Annotated in this window: 15 protein-coding genes; 13 read left to right on the top strand and 2 right to left on the bottom strand. The window is 45.7% G+C overall.

The window, feature by feature from the left end; all coding sequences use genetic code 11:
- The 7 genes from IC229_RS10340 (at nucleotide 1) to IC229_RS10310 (ending at nucleotide 9175) form a co-directional block, all read left to right on the top strand.
- Nucleotides 1-1347: an AAA family ATPase gene (locus tag IC229_RS10340; RefSeq protein WP_190886890.1), complete on the top strand. Its 1347-nt coding sequence runs from the start codon at nucleotides 1-3 to the stop codon at nucleotides 1345-1347.
- A 5-nt stretch (nucleotides 1348-1352) separates the two neighbouring features.
- Nucleotides 1353-1940, top strand: coding sequence for a hypothetical protein (locus IC229_RS10335; RefSeq protein ID WP_190886889.1), 588 nt, complete (start codon nucleotides 1353-1355; stop codon nucleotides 1938-1940).
- On the top strand, nucleotides 1937-3109 hold the full coding sequence (locus IC229_RS10330; protein ID WP_190886888.1) for a 1-deoxy-D-xylulose-5-phosphate reductoisomerase: 1173 nt from the start codon (nucleotides 1937-1939) through the stop codon (nucleotides 3107-3109). Before IC229_RS10335 ends, IC229_RS10330 begins: the two co-directional genes overlap by 4 nt.
- A 156-nt stretch (nucleotides 3110-3265) precedes the next feature.
- Nucleotides 3266-4582, top strand: coding sequence for an RIP metalloprotease RseP (rseP, locus tag IC229_RS10325; RefSeq protein WP_190886887.1), 1317 nt, complete (start codon nucleotides 3266-3268; stop codon nucleotides 4580-4582).
- On the top strand, nucleotides 4560-5132 hold the full coding sequence (locus IC229_RS10320) for a DUF6702 family protein (RefSeq protein ID WP_223833950.1): 573 nt from the start codon (nucleotides 4560-4562) through the stop codon (nucleotides 5130-5132). Before rseP ends, IC229_RS10320 begins: the two co-directional genes overlap by 23 nt.
- A 178-nt stretch (nucleotides 5133-5310) precedes the next feature.
- The gene (gene lon / locus IC229_RS10315) at nucleotides 5311-7800 is read left to right on the top strand and encodes an endopeptidase La (protein ID WP_190886886.1); all 2490 of its coding nucleotides are present in this window, start codon (nucleotides 5311-5313) and stop codon (nucleotides 7798-7800) included.
- Nucleotides 7801-7879: 79 nt separating this feature from the next.
- Nucleotides 7880-9175 carry an AGE family epimerase/isomerase gene (locus IC229_RS10310; RefSeq protein WP_223833949.1) on the top strand — a complete coding sequence of 432 codons (1296 nt, stop codon included), beginning with the start codon at nucleotides 7880-7882 and terminating at the stop codon, nucleotides 9173-9175.
- Between the two features lie 41 nt (nucleotides 9176-9216).
- On the opposite strand, the gene IC229_RS10305 is transcribed toward IC229_RS10310, so the two are convergent.
- Both IC229_RS10305 and murQ read right to left on the bottom strand, forming a co-directional pair.
- A complete protein-coding gene (locus IC229_RS10305; RefSeq protein WP_190886885.1) occupies nucleotides 9217-9783 on the bottom strand; it encodes a hypothetical protein in 567 nt (188 codons plus the stop codon).
- A gap of 91 nt (nucleotides 9784-9874) precedes the next feature.
- Nucleotides 9875-10675, bottom strand: a complete 801-nt coding sequence (gene murQ / locus IC229_RS10300; protein ID WP_190886884.1) for an N-acetylmuramic acid 6-phosphate etherase — start codon at nucleotides 10673-10675, stop codon at nucleotides 9875-9877.
- Nucleotides 10676-10801: 126 nt separating this feature from the next.
- Between murQ and ilvD the strand changes: the two genes are divergently transcribed.
- From ilvD to ilvA, 6 genes are all read left to right on the top strand, one after another.
- On the top strand, nucleotides 10802-12502 hold the full coding sequence (ilvD, locus tag IC229_RS10295) for a dihydroxy-acid dehydratase (RefSeq protein WP_190886883.1): 1701 nt from the start codon (nucleotides 10802-10804) through the stop codon (nucleotides 12500-12502).
- A 75-nt stretch (nucleotides 12503-12577) separates the two neighbouring features.
- The gene (ilvB, locus tag IC229_RS10290) at nucleotides 12578-14323 is read left to right on the top strand and encodes a biosynthetic-type acetolactate synthase large subunit (protein WP_190886882.1); all 1746 of its coding nucleotides are present in this window, start codon (nucleotides 12578-12580) and stop codon (nucleotides 14321-14323) included.
- Nucleotides 14324-14387: 64 nt separating this feature from the next.
- Nucleotides 14388-14921, top strand: a complete 534-nt coding sequence (gene ilvN / locus IC229_RS10285) for an acetolactate synthase small subunit (protein WP_190886881.1) — start codon at nucleotides 14388-14390, stop codon at nucleotides 14919-14921.
- A gap of 267 nt (nucleotides 14922-15188) precedes the next feature.
- Nucleotides 15189-15407 carry a type II toxin-antitoxin system HicB family antitoxin gene (locus tag IC229_RS10280; RefSeq protein WP_190886880.1) on the top strand — a complete coding sequence of 73 codons (219 nt, stop codon included), beginning with the start codon at nucleotides 15189-15191 and terminating at the stop codon, nucleotides 15405-15407.
- An 85-nt stretch (nucleotides 15408-15492) separates the two neighbouring features.
- Nucleotides 15493-16536 carry a ketol-acid reductoisomerase gene (gene ilvC / locus IC229_RS10275; protein WP_190886879.1) on the top strand — a complete coding sequence of 348 codons (1044 nt, stop codon included), beginning with the start codon at nucleotides 15493-15495 and terminating at the stop codon, nucleotides 16534-16536.
- 92 nt (nucleotides 16537-16628) lie between these two features.
- Nucleotides 16629-17882 carry a threonine ammonia-lyase gene (gene ilvA, locus IC229_RS10270; protein ID WP_190886878.1) on the top strand — a complete coding sequence of 418 codons (1254 nt, stop codon included), beginning with the start codon at nucleotides 16629-16631 and terminating at the stop codon, nucleotides 17880-17882.

Below are 17882 nucleotides of genomic sequence, written 5' to 3'. Positions count from 1 at the left end.
ATGAAAATAACCGGCATCAACATTGGCGAATACCGCCAATTTAAAAATATCAAGTTTGATTTTACATATCCTGAAGATTATCACGATGAAAGTAAGCGTGGTAAACCTTTGGAGAAGGTATGCTTTATTGGACAAAGTGGGACAGGGAAGACGACATTATTGAATACAATTTGGGATTTTTTTCAAGTTGTAAGCACAAGTTTTCAAAGATTAGGCAACAAGCAAATAGATCTAAACGACGAACCGTATAAAACTTTTCGAAATGTTACTATCCGTTGCTCGTATATAGAAAATGAAATTACGTTAGACAACTCTGTGTTTGAAAAAGTTGCTGATTGGAAAGACTTGGACGAAAAATCATTATATGCAACTGCAGGGTTTCACTGGCTTAATGATTTAAAAATCTATAATAATTTAAAAGAATTAACACGTACCGAGAAACTAGCTTTGTATATCGATGAGGCTGCGGTTAGTACATCTAAAAACCTTCTTGAAGAGCGCGATTCAACAGATAGGAATATAGTCTCAATAAAGGGTCAGGCCTCTAGCTTTTCTGACACAAAAATTGAGGAACCAATACTAGGGCTAAGTGAATACCCTTCTGAAGTTCTGTGGTCAACTATACTAGGTGATATAGATCTTTACGATAATGAATTAAAGCAATTTGCAGCCAATTTAGTAAGCAAAAACTCATTTAGTGAGAGTCGATTAATTACTCAAATCAGTCAATGGCAAAAAGAACATCCTAACCCAAGGGCTGATCTAGCAGAAAACTGTTTAAATCAAATTCTTAATCTACTTTATTTAGAGGTTGATACTGATGGAACTGAATCTAGATTAGTACTGAAAACTAATTATAACGAACAAATTTCAGGTAGATACCTGAGTACAGGCGTCAAACAATTATTAGCAACGTCAATCCCCATCTATAAAATCAAAATTAATAATGGTGTCATCCTTTTTGATGAACCAGAGCGTTCACTATTCCCTGATATCCAGCGTGAATTGATAAAACATTACACTTCTCTCGCTCCCAAAGCGCAATTCTTTTTTGCTACTCATTCGCCTATTATTGCCTCAGCCTTTGAGCCATGCGAGAGATTCATTTTATACTTTAATGAGATCGGCGAGGTGAAATGTCGTAACGGCGTCGCTCCAATTGGCGATGATCCGAATGATGTTTTACGCCAAGATTTTGGCTTAAATGAATTAATGCTTGATGAAGGATTGGAAGCGCATCAGGAATATCGCCGTTTAGGGTCGATGATTCGACAGGAAACGGACGATAAAAGAAAAAATGAATTAATCGCCAAACGTATTGAGCTAGGTAATCGGTATAATTTCTGAGTTGAATGCGACGTATTAATAAGCCAGCCGATTCAGAAGTTCTTAAGAAGAAACTTACCTACAAAAACGGCGGAGATAATAAAAAACTAGCACAAGCACTTTGTGATGAACAATTTAATATCTGCGCTTATACGGAAACGTACTTAGGCCGAGTTGACAAAAAGGATATTGAACATTTTAATCCCACGCTCAAAGGAACTCCAGATGACAATTATGACAATTGGTTTCTGGTTAAAGCACAGTGGAATAGCGAAAAAGGTAAGAAGTGGGCAGACTATCAGCCCGTTTTATCTCCTACTGCCCATGACTTCGAGCAACGTATCGTTTACGCTGATGGCGAATATGATGCTAATCCTACAGACACAGAAGCAAATAATCTGATACGTTTGCTAAAATTAGATGATCCCTATCTTGCAGATACCCGTAAGAGGTACGTCCAGCGCATCAAAAGCACAATTGAGTTTTCAGGAAAAGGTAATCAGGATTTTATAGATGACTTATTGCAAACTGACCCCGATGGGCTTTACTTTATCCGCGCCATCGAAGAAGAATTGAATGTCAAAGTCAATTTTGACTTAGCGAAAACGAAATGACTGAACATAAAAAACGCCATATCGCCATTCTTGGCTCAACGGGTTCCATTGGTACACAGGCCGTTGAGGTGGTGAAGGCATACCCCGACCAATTTCAGGTTGAAGTATTAACTACGAATAACAACTCCGAACTGCTTATTCAGCAGGCTGTTGACCTCAAACCGAACGTAGTGGTTATCTGCAATGAAGACCGCTACGATCAGGTTTTCTCCGCTCTCGACCCACTTGGCATTAAAGTGTACGCTGGGGCTAAATCCATTGCTTCTGTTGTGCAGATGGATACAATTGATATGGTGCTAACTGCCATGGTTGGCTATGCAGGTCTGTTACCTACCATCAAAGCCATTGAAGCCGGAAAATCCATTGCGCTTGCCAATAAAGAGACCTTAGTTGTAGCGGGTGAAATCATTACGCGACTAGCCGCCCAGAAAGGAGTTAATATTTATCCCGTTGATTCTGAGCATTCTGCTATTTTTCAATGTCTGGTTGGCGAGTTTCATAATCCGATTGAGAAAATTATTCTCACGGCGTCGGGTGGGCCATTCCGGGGGAGATCGCGGGAGTTTTTAGCGAACGTAACGAAAGCGCAAGCCCTTAAGCACCCCAACTGGACAATGGGGGCGAAAATCACGATTGACTCTGCTACGTTGATGAACAAAGGCTTGGAAGTCATCGAAGCCAAATGGTTGTTCGGCCTTCGCCCCGGCCAGATTGACGTAGTAGTTCATCCGCAGAGCATCATTCATTCGCTGGTTCAGTTCGAAGATGGCAGTCTGAAAGCACAAATGGGTTTGCCTGATATGCGACTACCGATTCAATTTGCACTTGGCTATCCAAACCGCCTGAAATCTGACCTGCCCCGGTTCAATTTTATGGATTATCCGTCGCTAACGTTTGAGCAGCCCGACCTTGATACGTTCCGCAACCTGCAACTGGCGTTCGATGCGCTTGAGAAGGGCGGTAACGCACCCTGTATCATCAATGCTGCTAATGAAGTTGCTGTCGATGCCTTCCTGCACGACCGTATTACGTTCCTGGAGATTTCGGAAATCATTGAAGCCTGTTTATCCAAAACGGCTTTTGTGCAACACCCCACGTATGACGATTACGTACGTACCGACGAAGCAGCTCGTCAACTAGCTACCGAGCGAATTAAAAGTTTTGTTTAGCTGTTTGCATTATATCACCCCAACGTAGCGTTTTTACCATCACAATACATAAAGCGCGACTGGTTCAGAGGTAATAATCTACCTCGAAATGTGAGTTTAAGCAGATATGCTTTCGTTAATTAATCTTAAATTTGAGTTTACCCCTGTTTTGAATACATGGAAATTTTAGTGATGGTTGGCCAGCTTATTCTCGGCCTGTCTATTTTGGTTGGATTACACGAACTGGGTCATTTGCTGGCAGCCAAAGCTTTTGGTATGCGGGTAGAGCAATATTTTATTGGGTTCCCGCCCAAAATCTGGAGCATTAAACGGGGTGAAACCGAATATGGCGTAGGAGCCATTCCACTCGGCGGGTTCGTGAAAATTTCAGGGATGATCGACGAGTCGCTTGACACAACTCATACCGAAACGGAACCTCAGCCCTATGAATTTAGATCGAAACCGGCCTGGCAGAGATTGATTGTGATGCTCGGCGGTATCATTGTCAATGTAATAGTCGGCATTCTGATTTTTGTAATTCTGGCTTACAAGAATGGTAATACGTATCTGGCTGCGAAAGATGCCAAATATGGTATCGTGGCTTATGAGCTTGCTCAGGGTATCGGTCTGAAAACGGGTGATAAAATCCTGAAAGTGAATGGCAAACTCCTTGTCGATTTCAGTGATGTTCGTAGTTCAGACGTGTTTTTAGGCGACAATAGCTACTATACGGTTGAACGTAACGGCCAAGTTCTGGACATCGATATTCCGAATGATTTCATCGATAAAATCGCGGATAAAAAATCAGCTGCGCAGTTCATTGAACCAATTGAACCGTTCAAAGTAGGTGAACTGGCTCCGGGTCAACCGGCCACCAAAGCCGGTTTGAAAGTTGGTGATGTAATTACCAGTGCCAACGGTAAGCCAATTCAGTTCTACCACGAATTTACCGAGACGGTTAAACCACTCAAAAGTAAGCCGCTGACACTTTCCGTTAACCGGAACGGCAAAGTTGATACGTTGAAAATGACCACTACGTCAGATGGAACTATCGGCTTTTATCCGGAAATGCTCCTGCCAATGACTACACAGGAATATACCTTTGGCGAAGCACTATCAGTCGGAACACAACGGGCGTTTCAGGTTGTATATGACAACATCAAAGGGTTTGGCAAAATTTTCCGGGGCGAGGTTTCGGCTTCGAAAGCCATAAGCGGCCCGATTGGTATTGCTCAGAATCTGTTTGGTGGCATCTGGCGCTGGGATCGCTTCTGGACGGTAACGGGACTTCTCTCAATGGCACTTGCCTTCTTTAACATACTGCCTATTCCGGCACTCGATGGTGGTCACGCGACTATTCTGGGTTATGAAATTATTTCAGGCCGTAAACCGTCCGATAAATTTCTGGAAGGCGCCCAACGGGTTGGTATGGTTGTTCTGCTGGGCTTGATGGCTTTTGCCATTTTTAACGATGTGTTTAAGGCCATTTTCTAAAATAATCAAACGCACAAACGTAACAGTACACAGTTGGAACGTAGTGTTTCGGTTGTGTACGTTGTGTTTGTGTGGATTAGGAATAGGATTGCTGTTTAGTGGCAACCGTCCGGCGCACGATTTCCACGCCAGCGTTACCCAAATGCAGTTTAATTCGAAGGAACATACATTTGAAATCAGTATTCGAATCTTTACTGATGATTTTGAAAAAGCCCTTTCGGAAGCATCGAAGACAAAGGTTAGCCTGGGGCCGGACGATAAACAGGATGAACTCATCGAAAAATACGTCCTGGCGCATTTTGGCTATGTTACTTCGCAAAAGCAGCCTAAGCCGATCAAGTACATCGGTCATGAGATAGAAGCCGATGCGAACTGGCTTTATCTGGAAATGCCCTATAACGAACCTTTTCGGGGGGGTCTACTGAAGCAGAACGTATTGATGGAGCTTTTCGACGATCAGGTAAACATGGTCAATCTCCAATATCAGGGTCAGAAAAAAACGTTTGTCTTCCGAAAAAATCAGCCCGTTCAAGCACTTTCCCTCGAATAATAAATTTATTAGGACACTCGCCCATCTATTTAGTTAATTTTGCAACTTACAGGGTGACCTGCCATCTGGTCATAACTCTAAAGAATGGCACGTCCCTTGCAACTACTTCATACCCTTATCTTTCTGTAGATTCGGTTACGTACCACGTAATGAAAGCTGTCAGTTTGACAGTGTACTTATGATTTTAGAAAAAGAACTAGCTACCCGTTTGTTATTATCCGATTTCGACTCGGACAACCTGGAAATCGTTCCGCTTGGATCGCCGGAAGGGTTAGATGACGATTACGAATTACCCCCTAATTTGCCCATTTTACCAGTTCGCAATACCGTTTTGTTTCCGGGCATGGTTATTCCCGTAACGGTTGGTCGCGCCAAGTCGATCCGATTGGTTAAACGCGCTTACAAAGGCAATCGCATTATTGGCGTAGTAGCTCAACTCAATCAGCAAAAAGACGAACCAACAGCCGACGATCTGTATCGGTTTGGTACGGTTGCTTATATTATCAAAATGATTACGCTGCCCGATGGTAATATCACCATTATCATTCAGGGGAAGAAACGTTTTGAAATTCAGCAGATTACGCAAGAGGAGCCTTTCATGACCGCTCAGGTACGTCAGATAGACGATACCTTCATGAGTGTCAATAAGAAAGAAGGGAAAGCGATGTTGCAGTCGCTGAAAGATACGGCGTATAAGATGCTACGTCTGAATCCTGAGATTCCGCAGGAGGCACGTATCGCCCTCGATAATATTGAAAGCCCGACGTTTTTGCTGCACTTTCTCTCTTCAAACGTCAACGCCGACGTATCAGATAAGCAACGACTGTTAGAGAGCCTGGAAGGAAGTCAGCAAGCCAATATGCTGCTCGAATTTATGCTTCGGGAGGTGCAGTTGCTGGAGTTGAAACGCGAAATTCAGTCGAAAGCGTCATCTGATCTCGACCAGCAACAACGCGATTATTACCTGCGGCAGCAAATGAAAGTGTTGCAGGACGAGTTGGGCATCGATAATCCTGATCGCGAGATTGATGAGATTCGTATGAAAGCAGACCGCAAAAAATGGCCTGCCGAAGTACGTTCGCATTTCGATAAAGAACTCAACAAACTGCAACGTATCAATCCGATGGCGCCGGAATATCCGGTCACGATGAACTACGTTGAGTTGATGGTCGACCTTCCCTGGAGCGAGTATACTAAAGACAATTTCGACCTGAAACGAGCGCAGAAAATACTTGATTCTGACCATTTTGGGCTCGAAAAAGTGAAAGAGCGGATTATTGAATATCTGGCCGTTCTGAAACTTAAAAACGACATGAAAGCCCCGATTCTTTGTCTATACGGTCCTCCGGGTGTGGGTAAAACCTCGCTGGGGAAATCAGTAGCGAAAGCTCTGGGGCGGAAATACAGCCGGATGGCGCTTGGTGGCGTTCATGACGAAGCCGAGATTCGTGGCCACCGGAAGACATACATTGGTGCTATGCCCGGTAAAATCATTCAGAATATTCGCAAATGCGGCACCGCAAATCCGGTATTTATTCTGGATGAGATCGACAAGGTAAGTTCCGATTTCCGGGGAGATCCATCGTCGGCATTACTCGAAGTGCTTGACCCTGAGCAAAATTCAACGTTCATGGACAACTACCTCGAAACCGAGTTCGACCTTTCACGGGTGTTGTTCATTGCTACGGCTAACTCGCTCGATACCATCCACCCCGCTCTGCGCGACCGGATGGAGATTATCGACATTGCGGGTTATACGGTGGAGGAAAAAGTCCAGATTGCCAAGAAATATCTGATTCCGAAGCAACGTAAAGATCACGGACTAAAACCCAAAGATTTAGTTATTGAAGACAAAGCCATCCTACGTATCATTGAGGGATATACCCGCGAATCGGGCGTTCGGAACTTAGAACAGAAAATTGGAGCGTTGGTACGTAAAATCGCCAAATCTATTGCGATGGAAGAGGAATACAACCATACGATAAAAGCGACCGATATCCCAAAACTGCTTGGTGCTGAAGTATTTGACAAAGAACTTTATGCTGACGACGACATCGCAGGCGTAGTGACGGGTCTGGCCTGGACGCAGGTTGGTGGTGAAATTCTACTCATCGAATCCAGTTTGAGCCGCGGTAAAGGCGTACTGACTCTATCTGGTCAATTAGGGGACGTAATGAAAGAATCGGCCATAACCGCCCTATCTTACCTCAAAGCTCATGCCGATGATCTTGGCATCGATTATCGGATTTTCAACCATTACGATTTGCACATCCACATTCCGGCGGGCGCAGTGCCCAAAGATGGTCCTTCGGCGGGTATTACTATGCTGACGTCGATGACGTCGATTTATACCCAGCGGAAAGTAAAGCCTTACGTTGCCATGACTGGCGAGATAACGCTACGTGGTAAAGTGCTGCCGGTGGGTGGTATTAAGGAGAAAATTCTGGCGGCTAACCGGGCGGGCGTTAAAGAAATTATTCTTTGCTCCAAAAACCGGAAAGACATCGAAGAAATCAATCAGACGTATATCAAAGATCTCACGTTCCGCTACGTCGATACGGTCGATCACGTGTTATCTTATGCTTTATTGCCCGGTCAGGTGGGTAAACCAATGAAGTTCGTTCTGCCCGAAGAAAAAGAACATCGCGAGGTAGAAAAAGTGTATTGAGTTAAGCTTTAAATTTGACAGCGTGAATGACTGAGTAGAAGCTTTTCACTCAGTCATTCACGCTGTCAAATTTAAAGCTTTGGCCACGTTGCTTGATTTCCAAAAACTTTCCGCTGAGTATCAACAGGCGTTACTACGTCAGGTGGTACCGTTTTGGCTTAAAAATAGCCAGGATAGTTTGTGCGGAGGGTATTTTGATATGCTTACCGATACTGGCGAAGCGATTGAGGGCGATAAATACGTAGCGATGCAGGCTCAGCAGGCCTGGGCTTTTTCCTGGCTTTATAATACGTATAAAAAGGAGACTACCTGGCTCGAGCACGCCCGTCATGGTGTTACGTTCCTGAGCCAATTTGCCCACGACGAAAGCCTGAACTGCTACGTTCAACTCGACCGCCGAGGTCGACCGGTGGCATACTCCAGCAACCTTGTTTCAGCTAGCTTTGCCTCGATGGCCTATACTCAATTTCATCAGGCCACTGGTGAAGATGAGTGGGCAATGTTGGCCAAACAAACGCTCTCAAACGCACTACAGCGTCGGGAAAAAAAACTCTCTTCTGCTGCAAATGAACCTGGTTTGTTTCGACAAACTAAGCATCTCAGCGAACCCATAGCTTTACTGAAAGCACTGCTGGATACCCGCTATTTGTTCGATGAGGCCGTCTGGAAACCGTCGGTCGACTCGATTCTGGGTGAAATCCTTACCGAATTTGTTGACCGACGTAGTGATACGTTGCGTGAGTATGTACTACCGGATGGAGGGTTTGTAAATACGCCCGAAGGTCGCCGGTTGCACGTTGGTTTAACATTTCAGACGGCCAGCTCTTTATTTGACCTATATACAGAAAGTCTACAACAGAAAGGAAATTCAGCTGTTGTCAATCGCAAAATAGTTAATCAGGCGGTTTCCTGGTGCCTACAAACCTGCGAACAAGCATGGGATGATACGCCAACGAGTGAATCTAAAGTAGGTCTGAATCAATACGTTGACATGAAAAGCCAGCCATTTATTTTTTTAGAATGGCAGCAAAAATGGGCCTGGATACACGTAGAAGCATGTGCAGCCCTGTTAAAATGCTACGTCTACACTCGCCACCCCGATTGCCTGAAATGGTTTAAACGCATTCATGATTATACGCTTCAACATTTTCCCGACTCCAAACAGTTGGGCTGGCATCTGGCCATCGACTCATACGGTCAACCAATAGTATCTGCCAAGGCAATTCCTTCAGTCGGCTGTTTTTCGCTCGTTCGTTGCCTAGCGGAAATTAGTCAATTATTACCTAAATGCGAGGAATTTCAATTGGCAAGACCATCGCGATTTGGAAAAACCAGGCCGAATGCACCGCAGGTAGAAACCCGCAATAATTCATAAAATTGCGGGTTTCCTCTAAAACGTCGGACCGACTGAGTTAATTAACGAATTGGCAGGACGAGCAAATCCAGTTCATTGGCTTCAGCAGCCAGAAATTTGATAGTCGACGTAGCGTTTTGATCTATCGCCAGCGAATATTCGTGCAGTCCCGCCGAAACGGATTCGGAAATGAGTCGTTTCTGAGTCGTTTGATGAATAGCGTCCAGCTCATAAAGGTCTATTGTTAACTCGCAGGAAACTGCTACGTTGACACGCACCTTTTTGCAATCCGCCGATACGCAGACGAACGCTGTCAGAAACTTCCCAGCCTGTTCGCCCAATACAGCCAACTTAATTTGCTTCACCAGTAGCGGAATCAACGGAGCTAACCCATTTACAAAAATCAGTTTCGGATTCTGGTTCCCAAAACTCATTCTAAGCTGATGATTTGTAGCTTCATCGACGCCACGTCCAAAAGCGACCAGATCAAAATCGACTCCGTCAAAATCCTGAACTGCCTGCTCGACAAGATTAGTGGTTGTTACGTTAAATCCCTCGTCAGTGAGTGCCGAAGCTAAATCATTTAATACGCTGGGATTGCGTCCGATAAGTAATACGTTACTGCGCATAATTTCTGCATATAGTCTCCCTTCGGAATGCTACGTCGAATGGTTGATACGTAGTAGACGCACGCCACAGGCAAAATACTTTAGTCGCTACCTATTTTTTATACCCGTTGATAGCCCCACGGACGTTTCCAAATTGGTTGAGGAGCGATTCCGCTTCTTCACGGCCAACGCCCAGTTCACTCATCACCATCTTGGCAGCTCGGTCCTGCAACTTGATGTTAGTCAGTTGCATATCGACCATTTTGTTCCCTTTTACGCGGCCTAATTGAATCATAACCGATGTTGAGATCATATTCAGAACCAGTTTTTGAGCGGTTCCAGCTTTCATACGCGTGCTGCCCGTAACAAACTCAGGACCAACCACAACCTCTACTGGAAACTCAGCCGACTGCGCCACCGCCGAACCTTCATTGCAGACAATACAGCCCGTCAATAAGCCAGCTTTTCGGGCCTCCTGCAAGCCACCTATTACGTAAGGAGTTCGCCCAGAAGCTGCAATTCCTATAACTGTGTCGTGTTCATCCGGTTGATAAGGCGCTATATCTTTCCAGGCCTGTTCGGCATCGTCTTCCGCAAATTCAACCGCTTTCCGAATGGCACCATCTCCACCAGCCATTAGACCGATCACCAAATCGTGTGGAACGCCGTAGGTTGGCGGGCATTCCGATGCATCGACTACGCCAAGCCGACCGCTGGTTCCGGCTCCGATATATATAAGCCGTCCACCTTGTTTCATGCGTTTGACTAGTTCTGTCACCAGCGCTTCTATCTGCGGAATGGAGCGTTCAACAGCCAGCGGTACGGTTTTGTCTTCCGTATTAATATTTACGAGCAATTCATGGATCGACATTTGCTCTAAATGGTCGTAATGCGATGTAGTTTCCGTTGTCATACCTCAAAAGTAGGTAGGTGCCTGTTTTGGTGAATAAATAATTGAAATTTTCTTGCCTTTCCAAAAAACTACCTGTTTATTTACAGCGTTATTACACCGTCAGCGAAATTTCGCTAATTGCAAAATATGAATACTGACCAATCGACAATTGCGCTAAATCGGTTTAGCCGTACGTTAACACAGGAAGTGAGTAATCCTGCCGCGCAGGCTATGTTATATGGCGTTGGGCTTACGGAAGAAGATATGCAGAAGCCACAAATCGGTATTGCCAGTACTGGTTATGAGGGCAATACGTGTAATATGCATCTCAACGGCTTGTCAGTCTATGTAAAACAGGGCATTCAATCGAGTGGTTTGATAGGGCTTATTTTCAATACAATTGGCGTTTCCGATGGTATGACTAACGGCAACGATGGCATGCGCTATTCGCTCCCTAGCCGCGATCTCATTGCCGATTCAATTGAATCAGTAGTAGCCGCGCAATGGTACGATGGCGTAGTAACGGTTGTTGGCTGCGACAAAAATATGCCCGGCGCTATCATGGCAATGGCCCGGCTCGACCGTCCCGGCATCATGGTTTACGGCGGAACGATACGTTCGGGGCATTATAAAGGTCAGAAATTGGACATTGTTTCAGCATTTGAAGCGCTTGGCAGAAAATACGCCAATAACATTTCCGACGAAGATTTTAAAGGCGTTGTTCAAAATGCGATTCCAGGTGCGGGCGCTTGTGGTGGTATGTATACCGCTAATACTATGGCTAGCAGCATCGAAGCGATGGGCCTGAGCCTTCCCTTTAGCAGTACGTATCCAGCTACGCATGAAGGCAAACAGGAAGAATGCAAAAAAATTGGTGCCGCCATGCGGTTACTACTCGAACGTAACATTACACCTAAAGAGATCATTACGCGAAAATCACTCGAAAATGCGCTGACAATTGTAATGGCGCTTGGTGGTTCGACCAATGCCGTTCTACATTATTTGGCCATCGCTCGGGCAGCCGGCATCCGGTTGACCATTGATGAAATTCAGGAAATCAGCGACCGAACCCCATTACTTGCCGATTTAAAGCCGAGCGGCAAATATTATATGGAAGATATGCTTGCCATTGGAGGGGTTCCGGCCGTGACAAAATATTTGTACCAAAATGGTTTCATTCACGGCGATTGTCTGACCGTAACTGGAAAAACGGTAGCCGAGAATCTGGAAGAAGCAGCCGATCTGAATTTTGAGACGCAAAAAATTGTGTTCCCGCTGGATAAACCAATTAAACCGACTGGGCATATTCAGATTCTGCGTGGCAATCTTGCTCCAACGGGATCAGTCGCTAAAATCACAGGAAAAGAAGGCCTGAAATTTGAGGGAGTTGCTAAAGTCTGTGAGCACGAAAGCGAGATTATTGAGGCTCTGTCTAAAGGTGAGATTCTGCCCGGACAGGTTATTGTGATACGTAACGCCGGGCCGAAAGGTGGTCCCGGCATGAGCGAAATGCTGAAACCAACCTCTGCTATCATGGGTGCCGGTCTTGGCGATAAAGTTGCTCTGATTACGGATGGTCGTTTTTCGGGTGGTACGCACGGATTCGTTGTTGGACACGTAACACCCGAAGCTTTCGAAGGCGGGCCGATTGCCCTCGTTCAAAACGGTGACCGTATTACCATCGACGCGACCACTCGCGAACTGACTTTACACATTTCGGACGAAGAACTGGCTTACCGAAAGAGCGAATGGCAGCAACCGGCTCCGCTTTTCACCAAAGGCGTATTGGGTAAGTATATACGTAGCGTGAAGTCAGCGAGTGAAGGATGTGTAACAGATGAAGAGTAGTCAATTCTGATACGTATCAAGTTAAAAGAGCGGACCAACAAACTGAATACAACCTTTTAAACTGTACTAAGCGTCATGGAAGCAATTGCCAGCATTAAGCCAGAAGTTCTTGAAATCCAACCGGCACCTACTTACATCAACGGTTCGCAAGCCCTTTTGATGTCGCTTCTGGCCGAGGGTGTCGACACGATTTTTGGCTATCCCGGCGGAGCCATCATGCCCGTCTACGACGCGCTTTATGACTATCAGGATCAGATTAATCACATTCTGGTACGTCATGAACAGGGTGCTGGTCATGCTGCACAAGGGTACGCTCGTATGCAGGGACGGGCGGGTGTATGTCTCGTTACATCGGGGCCAGGCGCTACGAACCTCGTTACGTCCATCGCCGATGCCCTCATCGATTCTACACCGATGGTTTGCCTCGTAGGACAGGTTGCCAAGAAATTGCTGGGTACCGATGCTTTTCAGGAAGCTGACGTAATGGGCGTTACCATGCCGATTACAAAATGGAACTACCAGATTACCAACGCCGATGAAGTAGCTGAGGTTATTTCGAAAGCGTTCTACATCGCACAGGCTGGTCGTCCAGGTCCCGTCTTGATTGACATTACCAAAAGTGCGCAGCTAGAGTTGATGACGCAGCCATTTTCTTATGAAAAATGTCAGACTATCGTCAGTTACCGTCCCCGTCTGGTTCCAAAACAAGATCAACTCGAAGTAGCCGCTCAACTGATCAACTCGGCTAAGAAACCTTACGTATTGGTCGGGCATGGCGTTCAGATCGCCAAAGCGGAAGATGAACTGCAGGCTTTTGTCGAAAAAACGGGTATACCAGTCGCTACTACGTTGTTAGGTCAGTCAACCATCCCAACAAACCATCCGCTTTACGTTGGCTGGTTAGGTATGCATGGCAATTATGGCCCTAACGTAATGACCGACCACGCCGACCTGATTATTGCTATCGGAATGCGCTTCGATGACCGTGTTACGGGCGATGCCAGCAAATACATCAAACAGGCGAAAGTTGTTCACATTGAAATTGACCCATCGGAAATTGATAAAATCATTCGAGCTGATGCTCCCGTAGTTGGCGATGCCAAAGAAGTGCTGAAAGCCTTATTGCCGCTGGTAAATAAAAACGACCATACGGTTTGGCGTAACGAATTCCGCAAATACGACGCTATTGAAAATGAAGTCATTACGGAGCCTGCCCTTAATAATCCGGAAGGTAAAATTAGAATGCCGGAAGTAATTGACTTGCTGTCGAAGAAAACAAACGGCGAAGCGGTTCTCGTCACCGACGTAGGCCAGCACCAGATGATGGCGTCTCGCTATTACCATTTCCGTCGCCCCAATAGCCTTGTTACATCAGGAGGTATGGGTACAATGGGTTTTGCGTTGCCAGCCGCCTTCGGTGCTCAAGTTGGTGCACCCGATCGACAGGTAGTGGCTATTATTGGCGATGGTTGCTTTCAGATGACGTTGCAGGAATTGGGTACTATTGTTCAGAATAAGCAACCCGTTAAGGCTATCATCCTGAATAACAATTTCTTAGGAATGGTCCGTCAGTGGCAGCAGCTGTTCCACCAGCGCCGTTACTCGTTTGTTGAGTTACAAAATCCCGATTTTATCACAATCGCCAGAGGCTTCGGAATGGATGGGCAGACCTGCACCGAACGGGAGAAATTATCGGAAGCACTCGACACGATGCTAAATCACGATGGTCCTTTTCTGCTCGAAGTGATTGTTGAGAAAGAAGAGAATGTATTCCCGATGGTACCAGCGGGTACCAGCGTATCACAAATCAGATTAAGCTAGGGCTTCGGTTTAGGATTTTTCGAACGTAGCAGAACAGAACCACAGAAGTCAGCGTACTGAAGTTATGACCACCTACACCATCTGCATATTCACTGAAAATACCATCGGGTTGCTAAACCGCATCACGATTATTTTCACGCGCCGACGTATCAACATCGAGAGTTTAACGGTATCAGAAACCGAACGTAAAGGCGTATCCCGTTTCACGATTGTCATTAAGCATGAGTCGCGGGACGAGGTTGAGAAACTGGTACGTCAGATACGTAAAATCGTGGAAGTTCTGGCCGTTTTTGGCTATCTCAACGACGAGATTGTATTTAACGAAATCGCTCTGTTTAAGATTTCTACGCCATTAAAAAGCAAACCGCTGGACGTCGAAACCATTAATCAGCACTACAAAGCCTGGGTTGTTTACTGGGGCCTCGACTACGTAGTAATCGAGAAAACCGGCAACGACACGGACATTTTCGACTTTTTCAATTATCTCAAACAGTACGAGATTCTGGAATTTGTTCGCTCAGGCCGCGTAGCCGTCGGCAAAACAGAGAAAGGATTAGTCGAATACCTGCCCGAAGCCGAATGGGCGTATTATCTGTAGCGAGTTACTTTAAATGGGCAAATCTGAAAAGTTATTAATCAAATTGTTACGTAGCAAAGCAGATAATAATTTCGATTTTGATGAATTAAGAAATCTGTTGCTAAAACTTGGTTTTGACGAACGAATAAAAGCGAGCCATCGCATTTATTCACAAGGAAGGGATTGACGAAATTATTAATCTTCAGCCCAAACAAAGTCAGGCAAAATCATAACAAGTCAAGCAGGTCAGAAACTTAATTATAAAGTATAAACTTGATATTGAGGAAGATGGAAGCGAATCCTAAATACGAAATAATAATTTATTGGAGCGATGCTGACAATGCTTTTATCGCGGAAGTACCTGAACTGCCGGGCTGTATGGCTGATGGCGATACGTATCAGTCAGCACTAGCCAATACAGAAATAGTTATTCAGGAATGGATTGAAACTGCTCAATTACTGAACCGTGAAATTCCAAAACCCAAAGGCAGGTTAATGTTTGCATAAGGTATAATAAATTGTAACACTCTGTCTACCAATATCAGCAACCAATTAGTAACCCCACATAAAAGAGTACAAAACCAATTTAACAATGGCAACGATTAATTTCGGAGGAGTAGAAGAGCAAGTCGTAACCCGGGAAGAGTTCCCGCTGGAAAAAGCCCGTGAGGTGCTGGCCAACGAAACCATCGCCGTGATTGGCTATGGTGTACAGGGCCCCGGTCAGTCGCTGAATATGCGCGACAATGGTTTCAACGTAATCGTCGGACAACGTAAAGGAAAAACTTACGACAAAGCTGTCGCGGATGGCTGGGTTCCGGGTGAAACGCTGTTTGAAATTGAAGAAGCGCTGGAAAAAGGCACGATTATCTGCTTCCTGCTCTCTGATGCTGCTCAGATTGAACTCTGGCCAACCGTAAAAGCGGCCCTGATACCGGGTAAATCACTGTATTTCTCGCACGGCTTCGGTGTTACGTATAAAGAAAAAACCGGTATTGTTCCCCCTGCCGATGTTGATGTATTCTTGGTAGCCCCAAAAGGTTCTGGTACGTCGCTACGTCGGTTGTTCGTAGAAGGTAAAGGCCTGAACTCGTCGTTTGCTGTATATCAGGATGCATCGGGTAACGCACGTACGAAAGCCATTGCGATGGGTATCGGCGTTGGTTCGGGTTATCTGTTCGAGACAGATTTTTACAAAGAAGTAACGTCTGACCTCACCGGCGAACGTGGTACGTTGATGGGCGCCATCCAGGGTATTTTTGCTGCTCAGTACGAAGTGCTACGTGCCAACGGTCATAGTCCTTCAGAAGCTTTCAACGAAACGGTTGAAGAACTGACGCAATCGCTGATGCCGCTGGTAGCTGAAAATGGTATGGACTGGATGTACGCCAACTGCTCGACTACAGCCCAGCGTGGGGCGCTGGATTGGTGGAAACCTTTCCGCGACGCGACCAAACCCGTATTCGAAAAACTATATAACTCGGTGAAAGATCAGGAGCAGGCTGAAATCAGCATCACTCGGAATTCGCAGCCTGATTACCGCGAAAAACTGGAAGTTGAACTAGCCGAACTCCGTGAATCGGAAATGTGGCAGGCCGGTGCCGCCGTTCGTTCACTACGTCCGGAACGTAGCTAAAAAAGATTGTAACGCAGAGATTCACAGAGAAAAAGAGATTCGCAGAGAAAATTTCTCTGTGTTACCTGTGTGAATCTCTGCGTAATAGCCCAATGGTAGCAACAGCTTTCCCCACGCTCGATAACATCTACCAGGCCGCTAAACGGCTTCAGGGCATCGCTACGCACACGCCGTTACAGGAAAACCTCAACCTGTCGGACCGATACGGAGCAACTATTTTCCTCAAACGCGAAGATTTACAGGTTGTTCGTTCGTACAAAATTCGGGGTGCCTATAACAAAATGGCGAGCCTTTCCCCCGAAGCATTAGCCAAAGGTGTCGTTTGTGCTAGTGCCGGAAATCACGCTCAGGGACTGGCTTATGCCTGTCGGAAAATGGCAGTTCGTGGCACTATTTTCATGCCCACCACGACACCCAATCAAAAGGTAAAACAAGTAAAACTCTTTGGTAAGGACTACGTAGAGGTCATGTTGATTGGTGATACGTATGACGACGCCTTTTACGCAGCCATGGAGTTTGTTCAGACGCACGACTGCACGTTTGTGCATCCTTTTGATGATTTGCAGGTTATGGAAGGTCAGGGAACGGTCGGGCTGGAAATTTTCAGAGATTCAAACGTTCAGATCGATTACCTGCTATTAGCCATTGGTGGTGGTGGACTGGCCGCTGGTGTATCGACTGTTTTCAAGCAACTCAGTCCCAGAACCAAACTGATTGGCGTAGAGCCGCTTGGCTCGCCATCCATGAAAATTTCCATCGACGAAGGCCACGTAGTAGCTCTCGATAAAATTGACAAATTTGTGGACGGTGCTGCTGTAAAACGTCCCGGCGACGTTACGTTCGAAGTGTGTCGGCAAAATCTTGACGACGTACTGCTGATACCCGAAGGAAAAGTCTGTACCACCATTCTACAGTTATATAACGAAGACGCAATTGTAGCCGAGCCAGCCGGTGCATTAACTATTGCCGCACTCGATTTTCTGGGTGATAAAATCCGTGGTAAGAACGTAGTATGTCTGGTAAGTGGCGGCAATAATGATATTACCCGCACCGAAGAAATTAAAGAACGCTCTTTGCTTTACGAAGGGCTGAAACACTACTTCATCATCCGGTTTCCGCAGCGAGCTGGTGCCTTCCGCGACTTCCTGAACGTACTGGGTCCCAATGACGATATCGCCCGTTTCGAATACGTAAAGAAAACCAACCGCGAAACCGGACCAGCCGTTGTTGGTATTGAACTGAAAAATCGCGAGGATTTTGAGCCGCTCATCCAGCGTATGCAGGACCAAAACATCGTATTCGAATACCTCAACGACCAACCTGATTTGTTCCAGTTTTTGGTGTAA

It is taken from the genome of Spirosoma profusum (genome assembly GCF_014699005.1).
In the GTDB taxonomy this organism is placed as follows: domain Bacteria; phylum Bacteroidota; class Bacteroidia; order Cytophagales; family Spirosomataceae; genus Spirosoma; species Spirosoma profusum.
This window is presented reverse-complemented; position numbering and strand designations above follow the sequence as displayed.